This window comes from Bradyrhizobium yuanmingense (genome assembly GCF_900094575.1).
Classification (GTDB): domain Bacteria; phylum Pseudomonadota; class Alphaproteobacteria; order Rhizobiales; family Xanthobacteraceae; genus Bradyrhizobium; species Bradyrhizobium yuanmingense.
Map to the genome: position 1 here is coordinate 1 of NZ_FMAE01000029.1, position 18,299 is coordinate 18,299.

The following is an 18,299-nucleotide window of genomic DNA, read 5'->3' on the forward strand; positions in this document are numbered from 1 at the left end:
AGCTCGCGAAGTGCGGCCGCATCGAGCATCTGCTCGGCCAGAAGCTTCTTCAGCTTCCCGTTCTCCTCTTCCAAGGCCCTCAGCCGCTTCGCTTCGGAAACGTCCATGCCGCCGAATTTGGCCTTCCAATTGTAGATCGTCGCCTCGGAAACACCGTGCTTGCGAGCCAGGTCGGCTGTCTTCGCCCCAGCCTCATGCTCCTTCAATACCGCGATAATCTGCTCTTCCGTGAACCTTGCTCGCTTCATCTGTCCGTCCTTCTTCGGGCCGGACTCTAACTCCTTCTGGAGGAAATACGCAGTGGCAGGTCAGTAACGCAACAATGGAGGGCCACGTGGCGCTCGATTCTTTGGTGGTCCTTTAATCCCGAACTCATAAGCGCGTAGCCAAAAACGAATGGCTGCAAGCTCGGTCAAAGGCAATTACTCGGCGAAGAATCCGTCGTGGGGGCCCAACTTCTCCATCACAATGCCCAAGCTGATCAGCTTAGCTTACTTTTGTTTGCCTTCAGTTCCACCAGTCGCGAACGCCAGCGTGTCCACGACCCAACTGCACTGTTCTCTGTACGCTACTAACGGAAATTCACCGGCACTGGCGGCGGTGTGGCTGGGCGCGCACGTCTGACCGCCGCGTGAATCGCAAGCTTGGGCATCCCGGCGGCGCGTGGCCACACGGTGGCGACACGGTCGAAAACAGAAAGCCGCCCTTGGGGCGGCCTTCTAAAAACCTCGTATCGTCAGAGGTTTAGTTGGTTGCGGGGATACGATTTGAACCTATGACCTTCAGGTTATGAGCCTGATAGCGTCCTTGGTGGCCTTTGGCGGCTCCCGGTGGCTTGCACAGACCATATCTAGCTCGGATATTTGGTCCAACCTATCTGGTAGGCTCTTGGCCTCTTGTCTTCTCGCGCCCCTCTTTACCGACGCCCTGCTCTGCGTCGCGACGCCGAGTATTGGCAAGCTTCGAAAGCTCGTTCTTCAGCGCATGCCGCCGAGTTTCGACGGCAGGCATGTCCTCGACGAATTGCCGTATCTGTCGCGCTAACGCTTGATCTGCTGCCACTCCAGAGCGCTGCAGCTCGGTGGCATAGTCGAGATATTGCCGCCGGATCGCGTCCTGACGTGACTTGATCTGTTCGTCCCAGGGATGTTTCGCAGTCCTGCCGCCCCTCACCTCCGAAAGCACCTGCTGACGAGCGAGCCGATCGACGTCGGGTGTGATCTTTCGCTTTCGCATAGCTCGCACCGCCCCGCGATCGGCCTTTCGAACCCGTCCGCGGGTTCGCCGCGGCGTCGCTTCTGCCGCAATTCCGCGAAGCCGGAGTTCGCCAGCAAACCGCTCCCGCCACGCCTGAAGATCCGCCTTGCGGGGGTTGAGACGCTTGCCGTCATGGCCCAGCGACCGGACCGTCAAGTGCACGTGGGGATGTTTGTCGTCGAGGTGTTGGACGAAGACATAGTCGTGGTTGTAGCCAAACGTCTCGATGGCGAATGCCCGCGCTGAATCCTTGACCGCGATAGCATCGGTACCAGCCGGCATCGACAGAATAATATTGACGGAAAGCGAACCGTCGCGGCGGCGCTTGTCGTCGAGACCGGCATCATCCTCCCAGCGTTGCTGCAGATCTTTCAATCCGGAACGACCCGCCAAGGTCGCGCCCTGCTCTGTTTCCGCATCGAGCTCGCCGTTTCGCGTGATGTAAGCAAGGTGCGACTTAAGATGCGCCACGCCCTTGGTGCGACCGGTAATCTTGACCATCACCTCTGGTGCCCGCCGCACGATGCGTTCGAGCTTTGCGCGCATCGCCGGCGTAAGCCAACCGGGAGCGGCCGGATCGGGGATGTCCCACTCGGCACGCCGCGGGCGCCGATTGGGCGTCTCCCAGACATACGAGATCGGCGGAAGTTCGGAGGCCAGGTCGGTCGGCCGCGGCGGGCGCCGGCTCATCGCCGTCCATCCCAATAATCCGCGTTGCCGTGCAGCGCATTACGTAGTCGCGCGAGCTCTGTTTCAATGACCATTTTGGCTTCTCGAATTGCGGGTAGATCGGTCTCAACCGCCCTGCCCTGCAGCACACTGGTGTTTGCGGCCCGCGCGATCTGGTTGATGTTGCCACCGATCCGGTTGAGTTCGCGAACGACCGCGCGAAGTTCGTCATGCTCGTTCGGGGAATGCTGCACGGGCGACCCTAATCGCGAGCGAACCAGGGCGACGATCCAGCCCGTTCGCGTCATGCCGCGCTGATGCGAAACTTCCGCGAGCTGCCGCATCTCGCTCTCGCGAAATCGCACCGTCACCTTTTCCGGGCCTCCAACCGGCAACGCCAAGATGCGCGGGGCCGGCGCAGCTAGTGCATCAGCAATGAGACGTCGAAGCAGCGCGGATTTGCCGCCCTGGGTCGCTGCAAGAACTGAGAACTCCGCCGCGACCTGGTCGGAGACGCGAAGCGAGATCAGAGCCATGCACTCCAATCCCAATCGCGATGTAATACATCGCTGGCGCGAAGCCTATCCTGCACTAGAAAACGCGAATCCTTCCACCCCCTCCATGTTGGTTCAAACCACCGGGCTCGGCAGTCAAGGCTCGGCACTTGCTCCAGGTGAGATCCAACCCAGCCCGCGGTTGATGAGGAGAGCTCTTCCGGAAATGACGTAGCCGTCACCCCTGATGCTTGTACTCCACGAACACCGCGCGGGCAGATTCGCAACACTGGCACCGAATATGTGGACCGCGGCTTTCCAGCAGCCTCCGGCCTCTCTACAGCGCTGTGGGGGGCGCGTTCGGCCTCCGGCTGCTGCGCTAACGCGCCATCCTTCGGATGGGAAATCCGCTCCGCCGTCGCACCAACTGTAGCACTGTCTCCGGGGAGGCTGTTTAAGAGCAGCTTCATGCCGACACGATCTCCTCGATCGTGATGGTCGATGCTGGAACCTCTTCCGCTACTTCTGCGCCATCGATCAGCAGCACGGCGTGGCGTGGGCCTCGAGACGCGAGCCGATCGATCAGAAGACAACCCGTGCGATCTTGGTGACGCACTCTGATCGTCAGCGATGGCCCCATTCGCTCGCGCCGATTGACCGAAGAGTTCGGGCGCTTTCCGGCGGCATCCGCCTTGCGGCCTCTCTCTATAGGTTGCGATGCCACTTGCGGAGCGACCTGGCCTCGTGGTGGTTCAGCTCCAGAAGTCCCTTCGTCATCAGCAGGAGAACCGCGGACTTTCGCGCGAACTTCGCGGGCCAGTTGGCGGGCGTATGCGTCGGTGAAGCTTTCCTGTGCTGCGCATAAGGTCTCGACGGCGGTCGGCTGCTCACGCCAGGCTTGGTAGAGTTCATACACAGCACGGATTGATGAGCCGGCAAGCTTCGAGCGAAGGAACTCCGGCATGTTCTGGACCGACGCGTAGCGAGACACCCAATCCCTGGGCTTACCGAGCTTGCGCGAGATGTCAGCTTGGTTATCACCCTGCTCCAAGCGGTCCGCGATGAACGCCGCGATTTCGGGGGCATTGAGATCATCGCGCTGGATATTCTCGATCATCTGAACATAACGATCCGCAGAACCAGCCGCATGAATGAAAGCCGGCAGGTCACGGAGCCCGGCGCGCTTAGCCGCACGATACCGCCTCGCACCCATGACAATCACGTACCGGCCTTCCTCGGTCGCTTGCCGCAGCACGATTGGTTGCAGAACGCCGTGCTGAAGGACCGATTCCGCAAGCTCCTCGAGCTTCTGTTCGTCGAAGCTGCGACGGGGCTGGTCCGGATCTTCGTCAATACGGTCGATAGAGATGCAGGTCGGTTGCCCGATTGTGGCCGCATCATCTTCCGCGGCGGCGATGAGCTGCTTGAAGCTGAGATCAAGCGCCACGTGCCGACTCGTTCATCTGGGCGACGATCTTGGCGAGAACATCGCGGATTTCCCGACCAGCCTCCTGCGCAGATCGGCGCTTCAGCTTCCAGACCGGCACGCGCTCCGCGACGGCTTCAGCGTAGCCGTCCCTTGCAACGATCTGCCCTGGGAACACATATTTGCCAGCCTCGCGCAAGAGTTGCTCAAGATGCGTCCTTTGACGGGGCGATTTCGTGTTGAAGTTCGAGGGCAGCAACCCGAGGAACTTCGTTTCCTGGCGGCCATAACGCCTCTGCACGCCGATCACGATCTGCATCAGACCTTTGACGCCCTTAGTCGAATAGTCCTCCAGATAGATGGGGGCTAGCACATGCGATGCCGCAACCAAACAGCCGACACTGCGAAGTCCAAGTGACGGCGGCGTATCGATGACGCAGGCATCGAACTGATCCGACGCGATAGCGAGGTTCTCTTGCAGAGTCGTGATGGCGGCTGCATTGCTGCGATCGAGATCAGTCAGTGAGCTATCGGCCGGCGCGAGAGTCAGGCCTTCATCGGCTCGGGGTACGACCCGTATCCCCGGCTTGAACAAATCCGCGGCTAACGTTGAACTGGCGTACTGCCTCAAGGTGTCCGACGCATTGCTCTGCGCATCAACGTCGATCACGAGAACGCGGAGATTCGTTTCCGCCATGAACCAAGCCAAATGCACAGCAAGAGTCGTCTTGCCGACCCCGCCCTTTTGATTGTTGATGACAATGGTCTTCATAATAGGGTCCGAAATGGGTGTGACGGCACGGGAGGCATCTTATCGTCCATCACGTCGTGGGGAATGTTGGTTTGAACCAACAGCGATTGCGAATCCGATCACCAAAACGATCCCCAAATTCATCCAGCGAATCCCCTGCCAGAAGAGTCAGGTCACTCCGGGCATCGGGAGGAGAAAACCCTGAGAAGCGAGATTGAATCGTGCTCGTTACTGTGGCACTGAGACGCCGTCGCGAGAGGATCGTCACGCGAATGCGCGGAGACCGTTGTGGGCTCCGGGAGCGTCGCCGCGGCGGCGCGAGTAGAGCCGTCCCCGGAGGGGCTCGCCCAAGCGGATACCGCTGCAAGAGTGGAGAAGCTGGAACGATTTCTTCTATGCTAGGGCTATCTGCATCGAAGGAAATACGTTCTACGCATCGCGAGAAAGATTCGTGTCGTTCCTCTTGAGGCCGCCCGCTGTAGCGAAAAAAAATTCCGACACTGCCAAAAAACTGGCCGTAGGAAGCTTTGAATCAAGGGCCGATCTCTTGCGGCCGGCTGTTGTGATAAAGGCCGGAGCAATTGCAAGCTTGGCGTTGCGACGCGCGCGTCCCGAAAGCGAAGTCTCGGTTGGAGAAGATTTAATCGGGCAACGGGTCCCGGTATTTCTGGAGCAACTGACCTATCGATAAAATGAATCGATCTGCCCGGTCGATTCATAAAACTCATTGGACGGCGCTTGCGAAGGAAGCAAGAATCCGTCCGTGCTGAAACCCAAACCAGAACCGCTTCATCTGCGCCGCATCGATGCCGCGTGCAATATGCGGTGGTTCTATGCGCTCTCCACGCAGCCGACCTTGTTCGGAGAAATGTCGCTAATCCGCAATTTGGCCGGATCGGCACGAATGGCCAGATCATGATGCAGACCTTCAATGGCACTGCAGAGGCGATCGAAGCGTTCCGACGGTTGGAGCGTGCCAAGCGGAGGCGCGGTTACGCTGCACTGGACGAAAAGCTGCCATAGTCTGGGAATTTTCGGGGACTGCAGCTCCGCCTGTGATATCGGCTCTATCTGTTCCACTGCTTTGATGTCAGACGAGCAAAATCGAAACAAGATGGAGCTCATCCCATGACGACTGCCAATGAGATCGCCGAAAAGATTGCAGCAGAGAACGACCTGACAAAGGCTCAGGCGAAAACCATCGTTGATAGCGTGTTCAAGGCGATCGCTGATGCGGCCGTAAGCGGAGCCGAGACCAGCCTTCCCGGCTTCGGCAAGTTCAAGGTCAAGGATAGCCCCGCCCGCGAGGGCCGCAATCCGTCGACTGGCGCAACGATTGCGATCGCAGCTTCCAAGAAGCTGACCTTTACGCCTGCCAAAGCCATCAAGGATGTTCTGAACGGAGGAGCGCCCCCGAGCGACGTTGCATCGTAAGTCGCAAGACGAGGGGGCTTATGCCCCCTCCTCGGCTGCGAGCGCTTCGTTGCGTTGGCGGATGAATTCGGCGAGCTCGCGTTCGAGCGCCTTGCGCTCCGCCGGCGTGAATACGCATTCGCGCAGCCCGGCCCGCAATTCTTCAATGGTGTCGATGGTCATGATCGCATCTCCTGTCGAAGGAAGCAGGCCCCGCCTTGCGGCGGAGCCCGCTGGCTGAGCCTCAGTCCCGGTTCGGCCGGGACCAGATCAGCTGGAGGCCTTCCGCACCCTCGACCTCGGTCAGAGTGGCGTAGATCGGAGCGGGGAAGCTCGGATCGTCCAGCTTGACGGAGAGGTAGTCGCGCTCGGTGTCCTTGGCGGTCTTCTGCCAGGCCGCACCCAACTCGACGTTGCCCGAGTAGATACGGAAGTGCGGTCCCTTGTCGGAAGGATTTTCGACGCGAATCAGCTTGGCCTTGACGTTGAGGTTGAGCGTCTTGATTGCGCCGGAGAACCCATTGCCCGTGGAGGTGAAGGTGCCGATGGTAGCCATTGTCTCATTCCCTTGGTTTTCTCGGGCCGCGCCTATCGCGACCTCGATGGCGGGCGTGAGACCGGAGGCGATCGACCTGCACCCAGAGGGCCGAAATGAAATGGAGGGCGGCCGGCAGCGACTTTCTTGGACCGCGAGGAATGGTGCGCAGCGCCAGGGGAAGAAAGTCGAGGACGGACGTTGCGGGGACAAGATCGAGAGCCCGCGAAGCGGGATCGGCCTTCGGTCAGACCAGCCTCTATCGAGGACGCAGATGGGTGCGCCCGTTGCGAAAGCACATGGAATGAAGACAGGCGGCCCCAATCGGGTTCAGCCACTCGGATATCAAGGCAACCGGCGTAGCAGCAAAACGCAGTTCACCTTAAGCAGGCCACCTAGGAGCCGCGTCATCACCTGCAATGGAGATCTTAGCTGTCGGCAACGTCGGTGCACCTGTCGAAGTCGCCATCGCAAGATCGATTACGAGGCTGCCGACGTGCTTGCCATGTGGACGCAACCTCGCCTTCCTTTCGCATCCATGCGACCCACCACCCTCCGAGGTGTCAAACAGATGTCAGCACCGATGAACATGGTGGACGCCCCTCTTCGCGATGATTTCGTCGGCACGCGCGATGGAACGAAGCTGGAAGTGCGGGTTGGGACGCCGCAATAGCTTTGTGAGCACTCCGGCCGCAGCAGCAACACGCTGCCGGGCTCGATGTCGATCGGACACTATTTAGCCGGTGGCCGCAGCGGGCTATCCACCGCTTCCGGCCGGCGGGGTCGTGCAGCGGATCGTCCTCGCAGGCCAGGCAAACATAGCGCTGTCGCCCGTCGGCGGCATCGTCGGAAATGGCCGTCATCGCCTTTCCGCACGACGGGCACAGCTTGCGGCTCGAATTTAGCGCAGCCATCGAATGTTTCCCTGCCGAGCGCAGCTTAGTTTCATGCCCCGGGCACAAGCGGTAAGCGCCGCAATCTGTCCGGTTGTGTCCCGCTCGCTTGACGCAGCAGCCCGTCAAGAGTGAAACTGAGCCTTTCAGTGAAGTTGCGGGGGTGGGGTCGTGGAAGATTTCTACAGAGGCTTCGCGCAGCGGGCGCGTGATTTGGCCGAGAATGCGGACCCATTCACCAGGCGGCGGCTGCTCGACCTCGCCCAACGATACGACTTGAAGAGCAAACCAGGATCCGGAGGCAGTCGGTCCATCCCGCCCCCGCGTGCGACGCCGCCGACGGTCCTGTTTTCCGGCTCCGGCGAAGCTTAGCCAATCCATCTCGGTGACCTGGCCGGCGCTTTCCGTGTTTTTGACTGTCCTGATCGGTCCAGAGGCCACCTCGCCCGCCCGCGTTTCGCGGCTATTGTGGCCCTCGACGGGGTCCGGATCCGTGGTCGAATGGAAAAGGCCGGCGATCTTGGCGCGGAGATCTGTAGCCATCGTCAGATTGCCGTCATCGCTATGCAGCGGGAATGGGGATCGCGAGTTGGTTAGCGATCGGCGTATAGATATCGATGTTGGCGCCAGGGGCGCGAACCGAGACCAAAAGCGAATATCGCGCCGATCGATCCCACCGTTGCAGCGCCGGCTTCTCCTTCCACCACCCACTCACGGGGAAGACGCCGATGGCGTCGCGCTCCGCAAGCGCCGCCGCGCTCCCGCGCCAGATGTCTGAATGGATCGAGCCGCGATCGCGGATAGGTCCAAGGACCCAATCATCCCCACCGGCAGCGACCCCGATCTGCCCAGCCTCCTCGGCCTCCGCCGCCCTGTTTATGCGCTGCCGGAACTGCTGGAGGTTTTCGAGCGAGCGTTTGACAGCAAATCGCAATGAGTGCGAGGCGTAACGATGCCTTCGTGTCCAACCTCGCTCGCCGGGATTGGGTTCGACAAAATAGGACAGTGTGACGCGGAGCTCGACATCCTGATCGCCGAGGGCCAGCAACTCATCGCGAGGCCATGGCAACTGATGCAGATTCATGTTGCGCGTCTTGATGACAGAGCCATCGCGCCGAAATGGCAACAGCGCGTCCTCCACCATCATGGTCGCGTCGTCCGTAGCGCTCCACAGAGCCCGGCCCAGATCAGGCACGCCCCAGCCGTAACGCCGCAGCATCGCCATTTTCTGGACCTGAGTAGCGGCATCGTCGAAGCGTGCCCGCATAGCCGGCGTCCACTCAGCGGAATGCACCAGGAGCCCGCGCACGGTCTCTGGCCAAAGCTCCGGCCGCGTGGCCAGTACACCGACAGCAAGATTGGACCCGAGTGCTGCGGCAGCACTCGTGTCACCGAACGTCTCGAACATCCGCATGATCGGTCGATAGTGCGTCGTGATCAGTTGAAGGTCGTCGATCGCCGAGGCTGGGTTCGCCCCATCGTGCGCGAAGTTGCCTCCTTCGAATACGACGTCCGGGCGGATCGGCCACTGTCTCTCCCAGATACCAGATGTGCGGCTGGCGGGCGACAAATCACCTGCAGGAGCGACAGGCTCCCAGCCCACATAGTCTGGGTGTGTGATCGCAATCTTGTCGGTGTAGGCACCCACAACGAGCGGATTCCAAGCCTGAGCGGGGCTCTCGACTTCCTCCAGATCGTTCCGATCGAGATAGCCACCAACATCTATGTCGCCGCGCAAATTTCCCGCAGCGAGCACCATCAGCCGCCTGCGATCGCCGCCACCGTAGCAGAGCTGATCAATCGCCGCCGACCACGACGACGGCCGCCCACGGCCTAGTCCTACCTCGCTGGTGACGGCTAGGCAAAAGACGCGGCGGCGCCGCGGTGCGCGCGCCTCGGCCTTTCCGATCCCGGCTTCAGTGATTGCGCCGTAAAGCTCAGGATCATTTTGACCGGCTGGCGGCAGGATCTTCACTGTTTCGAGGCGGTGACGCAGATCGATCTCATCGCCACCAGTGAGCGCCGCCTCCAAGTCGCCATAGAGTGCGACGCCGGACATCGACGTACCGTGGCCGTTCCAAAAGGCGCTGTCACCCACGCCCCACGCATCATCATACGCGTGCTGATCCGCGGCGTCCAAGCCGGGCTCGATCAACGGGTGGGCTCGGGTTGCACCGCTGTCGAGAATGCAAACCGCTGGCGCAAGCGCGTCCGGGCCATTGATACGATCGACAAGATCGCCGGCCCAATCCGCTTGCTCGACCGGCCGCATCTCAAGGAAGAGCGTGGGCGTGTCCTTCGCCAAGCGAAGCTCCGCAACGGCGTCCGAGTTTTCGACCAACCGCCCCATCATTTCTTTGGTCGCGAGTGCCAATACGACGTCGCGTTCCGGGAAATTGATCGCGTGAGACTTCAGCGCAATGTTCAGCCGCTGCGCCACATGCCGAAACGTCTCAAGCCGACCATCGCGAACCCAAACCTCCCACCAAGCTTGTCGCCCGGCTTGAGGAAAGACCGCAACGTCGTCGGTGAAGAGCGACCGGACGATGGCCAGCCGGATATCCTCTATCCGGGCGACGAGCGCTTCGTTCTTAGGCTTGCCCGTCTTCGTGTTCTCGTCGCGGTACGCCGTGATCTTGCGTGAAAAAAAATCGGCGGAGCGCTCCGGCACAAAAACTGTCGCGGAGACCATCTCGTCGCCGTTCGCAACCGGACGGACAGCTACCAGCTCGATCGCAGCAGGCCGGTTCTCAAGCCCCTCGACGGCAGCACGCTCCGCTAGGGGAATCTCGAATTCGAGATAGAAACCCTTCTCGCCTTCGGCGACAGCTTCATCGCGCGCCGCCAGCTTGCGACGGGCGTCGGCAACGGCACTCCCGATCGCCCTCTCCAGCTTCTGAGCGTGGGCCGCTCTAACGCGCGCGGGCGGCAATCCAGTGATGACCAGGCGCGGGGATGTGTAGGGTTCTGCCTGTCCGCCGCCCTCGACATGGAAGTGCGGCCGATTGCGTGGTGCTCGGGCCATCTCGCGGCGACTACCTCAACTTGTGGCGGCTCTACGCTCCGCCAATGTCGAGAGCAGTGTCGACGTCCTGATTCCATCCGCATCAGAGAGCACCGCGACCTTCGCCGCCTCGTCGGCGGCACGCGACACTTCAGCTTGGCTCAACCCCGAGGTCGCTTCCAGAATCTGCGTCCAGTCCAAATCATTCAGCTCGAAGCCGGTCAGATGAGATTCGAGGATGCCACGGGCGATTTCGGGACTCGGCAGGCCATAGGTAATGACATCATCGAACCGTCTGAATACGGCCTTGTCGAGCAGCTCCGGATGATTAGTGGCCGCGACGATGAGGCTCGGGCCGTCATCGTTCTCCAGGAATTGCAGAAATGAGTTCAGAACGCGGCGGATCTCACCCACGTCGTTCGGACCAGACCGTTGTGAGCCGATCGCATCGAACTCGTCGAAGAAGTACACGCCGCGCTGGACCGCGATCGCATCGAACACAAGCCGTAGTCGCGTCGCGGTCTCGCCCATCAGTTTGCCGATAAGTCCATCATACAGCACAGTGAATAGCGGTAGCTTCAGCTCGCCTGCAAGAGCGGAGGCCGTCATGGTCTTCCCGGAACCAGCAGGGCCGACGAGGAGGAGCTTTCGACGCGGCGCAAGCGCCCGCGCCCGCAGCCGCTCCTGCTGGCGTTGCTCGGTTATGACACGCGCTAGCCGCTCATGCAGGTCAGGCCCAAGCACCATGCTGGTGAGGCGAATATCCGAATAGCGAGCTGCAAGCAGGCTGCTCAACTCGCCCTTCGGCTGCGCGAGCGGAACCGGGCCAGCACCCCGACGCGCGACGGTAGCGCCCTTGCCTTTCGCGGCGTCGATCAGCTCGCGAAGTTCTTGGGCGAGCTTCCCATGCCCCTGACGCGCCTCATGCGCAGCAAGCTGCGTCGCCACGGAGAGGAAGCGTTCTTCATCTCCGGCGATATGGCTTCGCAGCAGTGCGACGATATGGCGAGCAGTGGTCATAATCTCCCTTCGGCGCGACCCGCGGTCGGCCCCTTGAACAGTAATGTCGTCGCACCAAGCTGTATCGAACAAAATTTTCCGTGTTTGGCTCGATCCACAACGTTCGGCTGGCAGCCTGCCCGCTGCTGTATCGTAGCTGACACCCGTTAACGGTCTCCGGTGCAAGCCTCAGACGCGCGCATCATCGCGCTACCCTTTTGCCGCCGCCGCCCCTCTTGAGAACAAACAAGGAAAATGATGGGCTTTCCGTCCTTGGAGGTCAAGAACGAGCTTGCGGCCGGGCCCGCCTTAGAGTCATCGCGCGCGCAGATCGAGAAGATCGAAGGCCGAGGCCGTGAAATCGGCGCTTCCATTCGGAACCTGAATTTCGACACGCGCCTGTCGAGCGACGGATTCCGGCTGGGCATGCTCCACAAGAGCGCAGGTAAGGGCGCGGTCGACGGCGCGGCTGCTGCGCCTTTGCCGCTGGCCCTCGCGGGCCCAATCGGTCGGTTCGCAGGACAGTCGTGCTCGGTGAAACGACCACTCGATCAGATCTGTTCCTGCACGAGGCCCAATGCACAATCGCCGCACGGACGAATCTCCGGGTCGCCAATCTCTGCGCCGCGCTCGATGAATTTGCAGCCAAGGGCCCATCGAATTCGACGTCAGTGGCGCACAGAGACGCTTACCCATCCGTCACGCCGTTCGTTTTTCATGAAGCCGGGAGTTGATCTGCGACATCAGGATCGGGCCAAGGGAAAACTCCCCAACCTCCGCTTTCCGCGTCAGCCCGCGCAAGTAGCCGCCGGCTGACCTAATCGCGGCGCCGCGCTGCAGGATACACGCGACGACGACCGCCGCCTGCATTTCACCCAGAACGGTTTGCGCCTCCTCCCAGGCGCTTGGGCTGATCCCCAACGACGACCGCACGACGGCCGCCGTGGCGAAGAAATCGCGCCAGTTCGAAATTCCACCTTTCGCATAATCGACGATGTCTGGGCATGCACTCAGGACCATTCCCAACGGATACGCCCCCTCGGCGACTCGCGATGGTTGAGGCTTTGACTCAGCTCCCGCCGCCCTGCCTTCTCGGAGGCAAGGTTCAAGATCAGTAAAGGCATCGGTATTTGAATTCTGTATGTGGCGCTCAGAATGGGACTCATTGGCGCTCGTATTCTTGGATTTGATGTGTTCTTCCAGAAGATTGAGCACGTCGTCAGCAAGCTGCGACAGCTCGTCGGCGATCGGCTCGAGCTCCTGACGCGTCGCGGTGCGCGGAATCTGGGCGACCATTGCGCGGAAGGCGGCGTGCACCTCCTGCCAATCAGCAGGCCCCTGCCCTGTCCTTCGCGTCGGGACGCCTTCCTCGATGCCGGTTGCAATCATCTTCGCGATGTCGCGCCGGCACAGCGTAATTCGCTCACGCACCAGCTTGAGTGCACGGGCTTCCGCTTCGATATCGGCCGCCAGGCTCTCGAACTCTTCCGAGCGTACGACGAGCGGTGATAGATCGAAGCCGAAGGCGAGCTCGATTTCACCGGCATTGTCCTTGCGCGCGTACCGTTTGCCATTAGGGCTGTCGCGCCGAACGATCAGTCCCGCGTCGACCAGCACTGCGAGGTGACGCCGCAGCGTCGATGCCGGCATGCCGTGCGCCCGCCGACTGAGCTGATGGTTGGACGGGAAGACGATCAGATCATCCTCGCCAGTAAGCGCGGTCTCAGGATGGAAGGTCAGGAGCGCATTTAACACCGAGAGCGAACGCTCCGACACGCCAAGGCGCGGCCGTGCCGTGCAGATGGCGTGGAAGATCTTCCATTTGTGGACGATCTTTTCGGGAGGACGTTCGGTTGCGACCATCTGGCTTGCCACATGGGCAAGCGTCAACGATCGCCGCCCAAAAGGCGTCGTTGGAGAGTGTGACTTCATGTCTTTGCCTCAGCTGGGCAAAGAAAACCTGCTCGCCGAAACGACGATAAAATCGCGTAGAGGCTCTTGACTGCGATTCGCGAAAGTGATTCTCTGTCAGTCGCCAAACTTGAAGAGAAGGGCTTCCGGAACTCCGTTTCGGGGGCCTTTTTCTTTTGCCTTGTCTGCTCCTGGTTCGTGTTTACGGGACGAGGCCGTCAGGCCTCGGTAGTTTCCTGACCGCTGCTCGTCTTGGAAAAGGTGTCGAACAGCGCCGGGAGTTGGTCGACAAGAAATGCCGCGAATGTCGCCGAGACATTCTTGTCGAGAGTAAGCTTCAATTCGCGCTCGGCCTGACGCACCTGCGCAATCTTATGGCCGGATACGGAAAAGACCGGCTTCTCTTCCGATGGCTTCGACGTCCCCGCGGAAGATGAACGGCTTGCCGCAGTGAATGCGGCGAGAAACCGGGCATCGGTCTCTCGCTCTGCAAATTTCGGTTCAGCGATCGCCGCTCTGACACGTTTGAGTGCCGCGGCGTCCTTGATCAATTCAGCGAACGTCTGCCAGCGGGGGCGGCCGACTTTCGGCGCCTTCCCGATTGCTTGAACGACGTCGGCTGGAACGGATCGAGCGACAGCGAGGAGTCTCGAGGTCTCCGCCCTATCAATCGACAAGGCGTCTTGCGCGATTGCTCGGCTATGCCCGGCATCTTCGATATGCATCGCGAAGGTGGCCCGCTCAATGAAACTCAGATCTTCGCGTTGTGCGTTCTCGAGTCCTTGCGCCACGACAAGCGCTTCATCTGACAGCGCTCGCAGGATCGCTTTGACGGAAATACCTAGTTCGCGTGTGGCGCGGACGCGGCGATGACCATAGGCGCTTTGGTAGCGCCCTTTCGCTTCAGGATGCTCCCGAACGAGAATGGGCACCTCTTGGCCACGCTGTGCGATCGACTGTTTGAGGGCTTCGAACGAGCTATCATCCTGGTCGCGAAACCTGTCCACTAGCGGTGACGGATCGATAAGCGAGGGGTCAATTTCAAGGATCATGGCCCCGGACGCCATCTTGTCGCGCAGCTCCTCGTTCTCTTTCTCGACTTCAGAGAAAGAGTCTTTCAACGAGCGCACGGAGCCCGCCGAAACCCGCGGCAATGCAGCGGGCATGTTGTCAGCTGACAACACGCTTGATTGCGGGGTCGTAAAAAGGCTCTTGATGGTGTCTGTACGTTTGCTCATCGACCCCACACCTTCTTAAGAAGTTGCGCGATTTCGGCATTGACCGCGTCGACCGATTCCAACGCCCGGTCGTAGGCGCCTCGCCCTACTGCGCCGCGCTCCAGCTCATACAGTGATTGCTTGGTCAGGCCGGCATTGGCGATCGCGGTCGACTTCCACACCGTGGCCTGGAGCACATCCGATCCAAAAAGCGTCCGGAGGAGAGCCACGATTTGGGCTTCGGGCACGTCATTGGGATCGTGACGCGTAATGACATACCGGATGAAATCGTGATCGAGGCGCCCACCCGCTTCCTCGATGACGGACATGAGGTCCGACGTCATGAGGAGGAATTGGCTCATGGATGCGACGTCGACCATCTGAGGATGGATAGTCACGAGCATCGCGGTCGCCGCATTTAGCGCGCCCATGGTCAAGTAACCAAGTTGGGGCGGGCAGTCGATGACGACGACGTCGTAGTCGTCGGCGACCTGGTCGATGGCGCTGGCGACACGGCGAAAGAATAGATCGTGCCCGCGTTCACGCCGCTCGACCATTGCTCGCGGCGTGGTGTGCTCGAACTCCATGAGCTCGAGATTGCCTGGCACGAGACCTATCCCGTCAAAATAGGTCGGCCGAACGACCTCGCGCATTGGCCGCCGGTGTTCGTCATATCGAATGGCACCGTACAGGGTTTCGTTCGCGGCGATGTCGAACTCGGGTTGGTACCCGAACATTGCTGACAACGAAGCCTGCGGATCGAGATCAATCGCGAGGACCCGAAAGCCGGCAAGAGCGAGGTATTGCGAGAGATACAACGCCGTCGTTGTCTTCGCGGAACCGCCTTTGAAGTTCGCGACGGTGATGATTTGGAGCTTGTCACGTGGGCGCCGGCGCGGGAGAAATTCCAATGCCTCGCGCGGTCGCGCGGTGGCAAGATACCCGCGCAACTCATGAATCTGGGCCAAGGTATAAGATCGGCGTCCACCAAGGCCTGTCGCTGGGGTCGGTCCAAGTCCGTCGAGAGAGAGCTGCCGAAGGTACCCATCGGACACGCCCGCAATTCGCGCAACCTCACCTGAGGTAAACGAACGGAGCGATTTGCTAGCTGAAGGCGGGAACAGTGTCGTCGCGAGCGAGCGAAGCTGGCCCGAAAGAATGCCGGCATGCCGAGAGATCCGCGCAGACGCAGTCTCGCTCATCGTAACCGAATCTTCCGCTAAGATCGCCATTTGCCTTCTTAAGACGGTTTCTGCGCGTCAGACGCCTAATCGCCGTCTTGAGAGATGGCCACGATTCTATGATTTGAGCAAGAAATAAAGGGTTAACGAGTTCTTAACGCTCAGTGGTGCGCCTAACGGCGAGCAGCGGCTTTTTGGGCGCAGCGCTGTTGTTGTCAGCTGACAACAATGGCCCCAGCAAGCCGAGCGAGCCTCTACTATAGCGCGATTCGGCTAGGCTGGATGGATCTCTCAAGCGCCATTCGGGTACGATGCTAGCCGGTGGATCAAGTGTTCCTATCGTGCGATGCGCCGGGGCCTCTTTCCAGGCGGCCGTAAACCCTCGCTTCCGGGGTCTAGTCGGCGTGCACCGGTGCTTGACGGTCGTTGATCTATCCGGCGCGAGCGTCCCTATTCCTCGCTTCCCAGCAAGTCGTTGCCCGGAAGATCGCATGTCTCGTGACGTACGGTGGGCTCCAGGGACCGACGGTCCCGCGAAAAGCACCCTACCCTCTCGTTGAAGCGCCGGAGCCGGTGGCCAGCGGCGAGGTGTTTGTGATGTTGGTTCGCTAGGTTCAGCAGCGCGCTGGGCAGTCGCAGTGTGGATTGACGCGCCACTGCGGCACTTCGCTCGGCCGCCGCTCGCCAGGGCAACAAGCAAGCCCCACGCGGTAGCAGGTCGTCTCCGCCAATCAGCAAAACGAACAAGGGTCGAGTAATCGACCGAATGCATTCCGGCCATTCGCGCTTGCTGTTCCTGGACTACCAGCCGCAAGGCCGACCAGCACCCCGCGCGGCGGTGGCCCCGCGTCATCCGCCGCACAAGAGATCTGTTTCGGCGAAGGAAGCCAATGCGCAGTCGGGTCACCACTTAACCGGCACCGCCCGTGCGGCGGATCGACCTCGCGCCGGGCCGAATCCAATTTTAGCGCCTGGCGCCCAGATGCCCCAGATACCATCGCGAGCCTTCGAGTTCGAGGCGAGCGCGCCACAACGGATCTCTCTTTCTGGACGAGACGTTTCGATCGCAGGGAAACGTAGTCCCATCGGAAACGCCGCACAGATTGTTGTCAGCTGACAACATCCCCTTGGCCCAGACCCGCGCAATGGGGGCGTCGCGGTCGGGTAGGCGAAGGCGCCGCCGGACCTTGGGTGATCACGGCCAGCATCGGGGTCGCGCCATGACCGCGGATCATCGGGAAGAACCAGCCGAAGAGTAGGCTGATCTCACGCCTCGATCCGGACTTTCAGGAAGTTGATCCACAGCATCCGGCGCCGGAACGACACTCCATCGGCAGACAGCAAGGCGGATCTACAATCCAATCTCGCGGGGTTTGCATAACGCCGAATGAGGCCTATCGGGAGCGGAAAGTCGCCTCGCGCTGCGGTCTCGGGTAGCAGACCCTGGAGGAGTGTTGTCAGCTGACAACAAGAGTCTGGGCCTACCAAGGAAATGGATGTTGTCAGCTGACAACAATTTGTGTCCTCCGGCCACCGAAGCGCGTCCTGCCAGTCCTCGTCGATCCGCGCCCTGATGAATTCAGGAGCTGGGACGAGGTTGTCCTCGGCCGGAGTCCGGTTGAGGCCATGGCGTATGGTCTTGATGAGGAAACAGCGCCCGGAAGGCCGGAGGGTGGCATTCATAGAATGATAACCATAGAAATCTACGGCCTCCGTGCGTCTTCTCTATCAGATTTCGCGAAAATACCCGGCCTTCACGCGGTGTAGCCGGAATGCTATATAAGGATACACGATGCGCGCTAGAGGAGCGCCCCATGGCCTTCCATATCAAGAATCCGGAGACCGACGCGCTGGCCCGCAGGGTCGCGGCGCTGAAGAAAATCGGACTGACCGAGGCCGTGCACACGGCACTCACCCATGAACTCGAGCGCGAGCAGGGCAAGCCGTCATTAGTCGACCTGGGCGTCCAGTTTTGTCGCGATTTGAAGGCAAAGGGCAATCCGCAGAACGGCAAGCCTGCTGACAAGGCGTTCCGCGACAGCCTGTACGAGGATTCCTGATGTTCATTGACGCTTCGGCGCTCACCGCGATGCTGACCGACGAAGACGAGGCGCGCGAGTTGCTGGCGCGCATGCAGCAAAGCACAACCCGGCTGACTTCGCCGCTGGCCGTGTGGGAGGCGGCGATTGCCATCGCCCGCGTGCTCGATCTGCCGATCGCCGCGGCGGCCGAAGCGGTCGAGAGTTATCTCGCGCTGATCGAAATCAAAATGGTGAACGTGGCGCCCGAAACAGCCCGCATCGCGCTCGACGCCTTCGACCGCTTCGGCAAGGGCCGACACCCGGCGCGGCTCAATTTCGGGGACTGTTTCGCCTACGCCTGCGCCCGATATCTTGGCGAACCGTTGATGTTCAAGGGCGCCGATTTTCCGCAGACCGATATCGAGGCGGCCTGACAAGCGCTACTATCGAAGCGAGCCCGAGCGTGGCAGAAGTAATGAACATTGATTCGCGGCGAGGCAAGCGAACCTGCGCTGGGAAGCCAGCCCG

Annotated in this window: 16 protein-coding genes and 1 pseudogene; 5 read left to right on the forward strand and 12 right to left on the reverse strand. The window is 60.8% G+C overall.

The features are described 5' to 3' along the window. From GA0061099_RS36375 to GA0061099_RS36395, 5 genes are all read right to left on the reverse strand, one after another. The coding region (locus GA0061099_RS36375) for a transposase (RefSeq protein ID WP_074448461.1) at positions 1-248 on the reverse strand (248 nt) is incomplete at its 3' end. A 625-nt stretch (positions 249-873) separates the two neighbouring features. Continuing rightward, on the reverse strand, positions 874-1,947 hold the full coding sequence (locus GA0061099_RS36380) for a relaxase/mobilization nuclease domain-containing protein (protein ID WP_036029626.1): 1,074 nt from the start codon (positions 1,945-1,947) through the stop codon (positions 874-876). Next, positions 1,944-2,462, reverse strand: coding sequence for a MobC family plasmid mobilization relaxosome protein (locus tag GA0061099_RS43240; protein WP_036029623.1), 519 nt, complete (start codon positions 2,460-2,462; stop codon positions 1,944-1,946). The genes GA0061099_RS36380 and GA0061099_RS43240 overlap by 4 nt, the downstream gene beginning before the upstream one ends. Positions 2,463-2,886: 424 nt before the next feature. Continuing rightward, positions 2,887-3,867, reverse strand: coding sequence for a ParB/RepB/Spo0J family partition protein (locus GA0061099_RS36390; protein ID WP_036029620.1), 981 nt, complete (start codon positions 3,865-3,867; stop codon positions 2,887-2,889). Then, positions 3,857-4,618, reverse strand: coding sequence for a ParA family protein (locus GA0061099_RS36395; protein WP_074448462.1), 762 nt, complete (start codon positions 4,616-4,618; stop codon positions 3,857-3,859). The genes GA0061099_RS36390 and GA0061099_RS36395 overlap by 11 nt, the downstream gene beginning before the upstream one ends. Positions 4,619-5,417: 799 nt before the next feature. Between GA0061099_RS36395 and GA0061099_RS36400 the strand changes: the two are divergent. Both GA0061099_RS36400 and GA0061099_RS36405 read left to right on the forward strand, forming a co-directional pair. Then, positions 5,418-5,620 (forward strand): annotated as a pseudogene (locus GA0061099_RS36400) (WGR domain-containing protein). A gap of 105 nt (positions 5,621-5,725) precedes the next feature. Further along, positions 5,726-6,031 (forward strand): HU family DNA-binding protein, encoded by a 306-nt coding sequence (locus tag GA0061099_RS36405; protein WP_036029616.1) that lies wholly within the window; start codon positions 5,726-5,728, stop codon positions 6,029-6,031. A gap of 18 nt (positions 6,032-6,049) precedes the next feature. Here GA0061099_RS36405 and GA0061099_RS41665 read toward each other — a convergent pair whose 3' ends face one another. Further along, positions 6,050-6,193 (reverse strand): hypothetical protein, encoded by a 144-nt coding sequence (locus tag GA0061099_RS41665; RefSeq protein ID WP_167361699.1) that lies wholly within the window; start codon positions 6,191-6,193, stop codon positions 6,050-6,052. 61 nt (positions 6,194-6,254) lie between these two features. After that, positions 6,255-6,566 (reverse strand): DUF736 domain-containing protein, encoded by a 312-nt coding sequence (locus GA0061099_RS36410; protein ID WP_018273795.1) that lies wholly within the window; start codon positions 6,564-6,566, stop codon positions 6,255-6,257. Between the two features lie 1,043 nt (positions 6,567-7,609). On the opposite strand from GA0061099_RS36410, the gene GA0061099_RS42430 reads away from it, so the two are divergent. Beyond that, on the forward strand, positions 7,610-7,810 hold the full coding sequence (locus tag GA0061099_RS42430; RefSeq protein ID WP_074448463.1) for a hypothetical protein: 201 nt from the start codon (positions 7,610-7,612) through the stop codon (positions 7,808-7,810). Between the two features lie 190 nt (positions 7,811-8,000). Here the strand turns inward: GA0061099_RS42430 and GA0061099_RS36425 are convergent, their stop codons facing one another. The 5 genes from GA0061099_RS36425 to repA all read right to left on the reverse strand — a co-directional run bounded on the left by GA0061099_RS36425 (position 8,001) and on the right by repA (position 15,801). Continuing rightward, positions 8,001-10,463, reverse strand: a complete 2,463-nt coding sequence (locus GA0061099_RS36425; RefSeq protein ID WP_074448464.1) for a S8 family peptidase — start codon at positions 10,461-10,463, stop codon at positions 8,001-8,003. Between the two features lie 15 nt (positions 10,464-10,478). After that, complete coding sequence (locus GA0061099_RS36430; protein WP_074448466.1) at positions 10,479-11,462, reverse strand: AAA family ATPase; 984 nt, start codon at positions 11,460-11,462, stop codon at positions 10,479-10,481. A gap of 678 nt (positions 11,463-12,140) precedes the next feature. Further along, complete coding sequence (gene repC / locus GA0061099_RS36435) at positions 12,141-13,373, reverse strand: plasmid replication protein RepC (protein WP_036029614.1); 1,233 nt, start codon at positions 13,371-13,373, stop codon at positions 12,141-12,143. A 197-nt stretch (positions 13,374-13,570) separates the two neighbouring features. Further along, complete coding sequence (repB, locus tag GA0061099_RS36440) at positions 13,571-14,590, reverse strand: plasmid partitioning protein RepB (RefSeq protein ID WP_036029612.1); 1,020 nt, start codon at positions 14,588-14,590, stop codon at positions 13,571-13,573. Further along, the gene (gene repA, locus GA0061099_RS36445; protein ID WP_036029611.1) at positions 14,587-15,801 is read right to left on the reverse strand and encodes a plasmid partitioning protein RepA; all 1,215 of its coding nucleotides are present in this window, start codon (positions 15,799-15,801) and stop codon (positions 14,587-14,589) included. Before repA ends, repB begins: the two co-directional genes overlap by 4 nt. 1,763 nt (positions 15,802-17,564) lie before the next feature. Here repA and GA0061099_RS36455 point away from each other — a divergent pair. Both GA0061099_RS36455 and GA0061099_RS36460 read left to right on the forward strand, forming a co-directional pair. Next, entirely contained in the window at positions 17,565-17,810 is a 246-nt protein-coding gene (locus GA0061099_RS36455) for a type II toxin-antitoxin system VapB family antitoxin (protein ID WP_036029606.1), read from the forward strand. Continuing rightward, a complete protein-coding gene (locus tag GA0061099_RS36460; protein WP_074448407.1) occupies positions 17,810-18,205 on the forward strand; it encodes a type II toxin-antitoxin system VapC family toxin in 396 nt (131 codons plus the stop codon). Before GA0061099_RS36455 ends, GA0061099_RS36460 begins: the two co-directional genes overlap by 1 nt. Positions 18,206-18,299 lie beyond the last annotated feature (94 nt).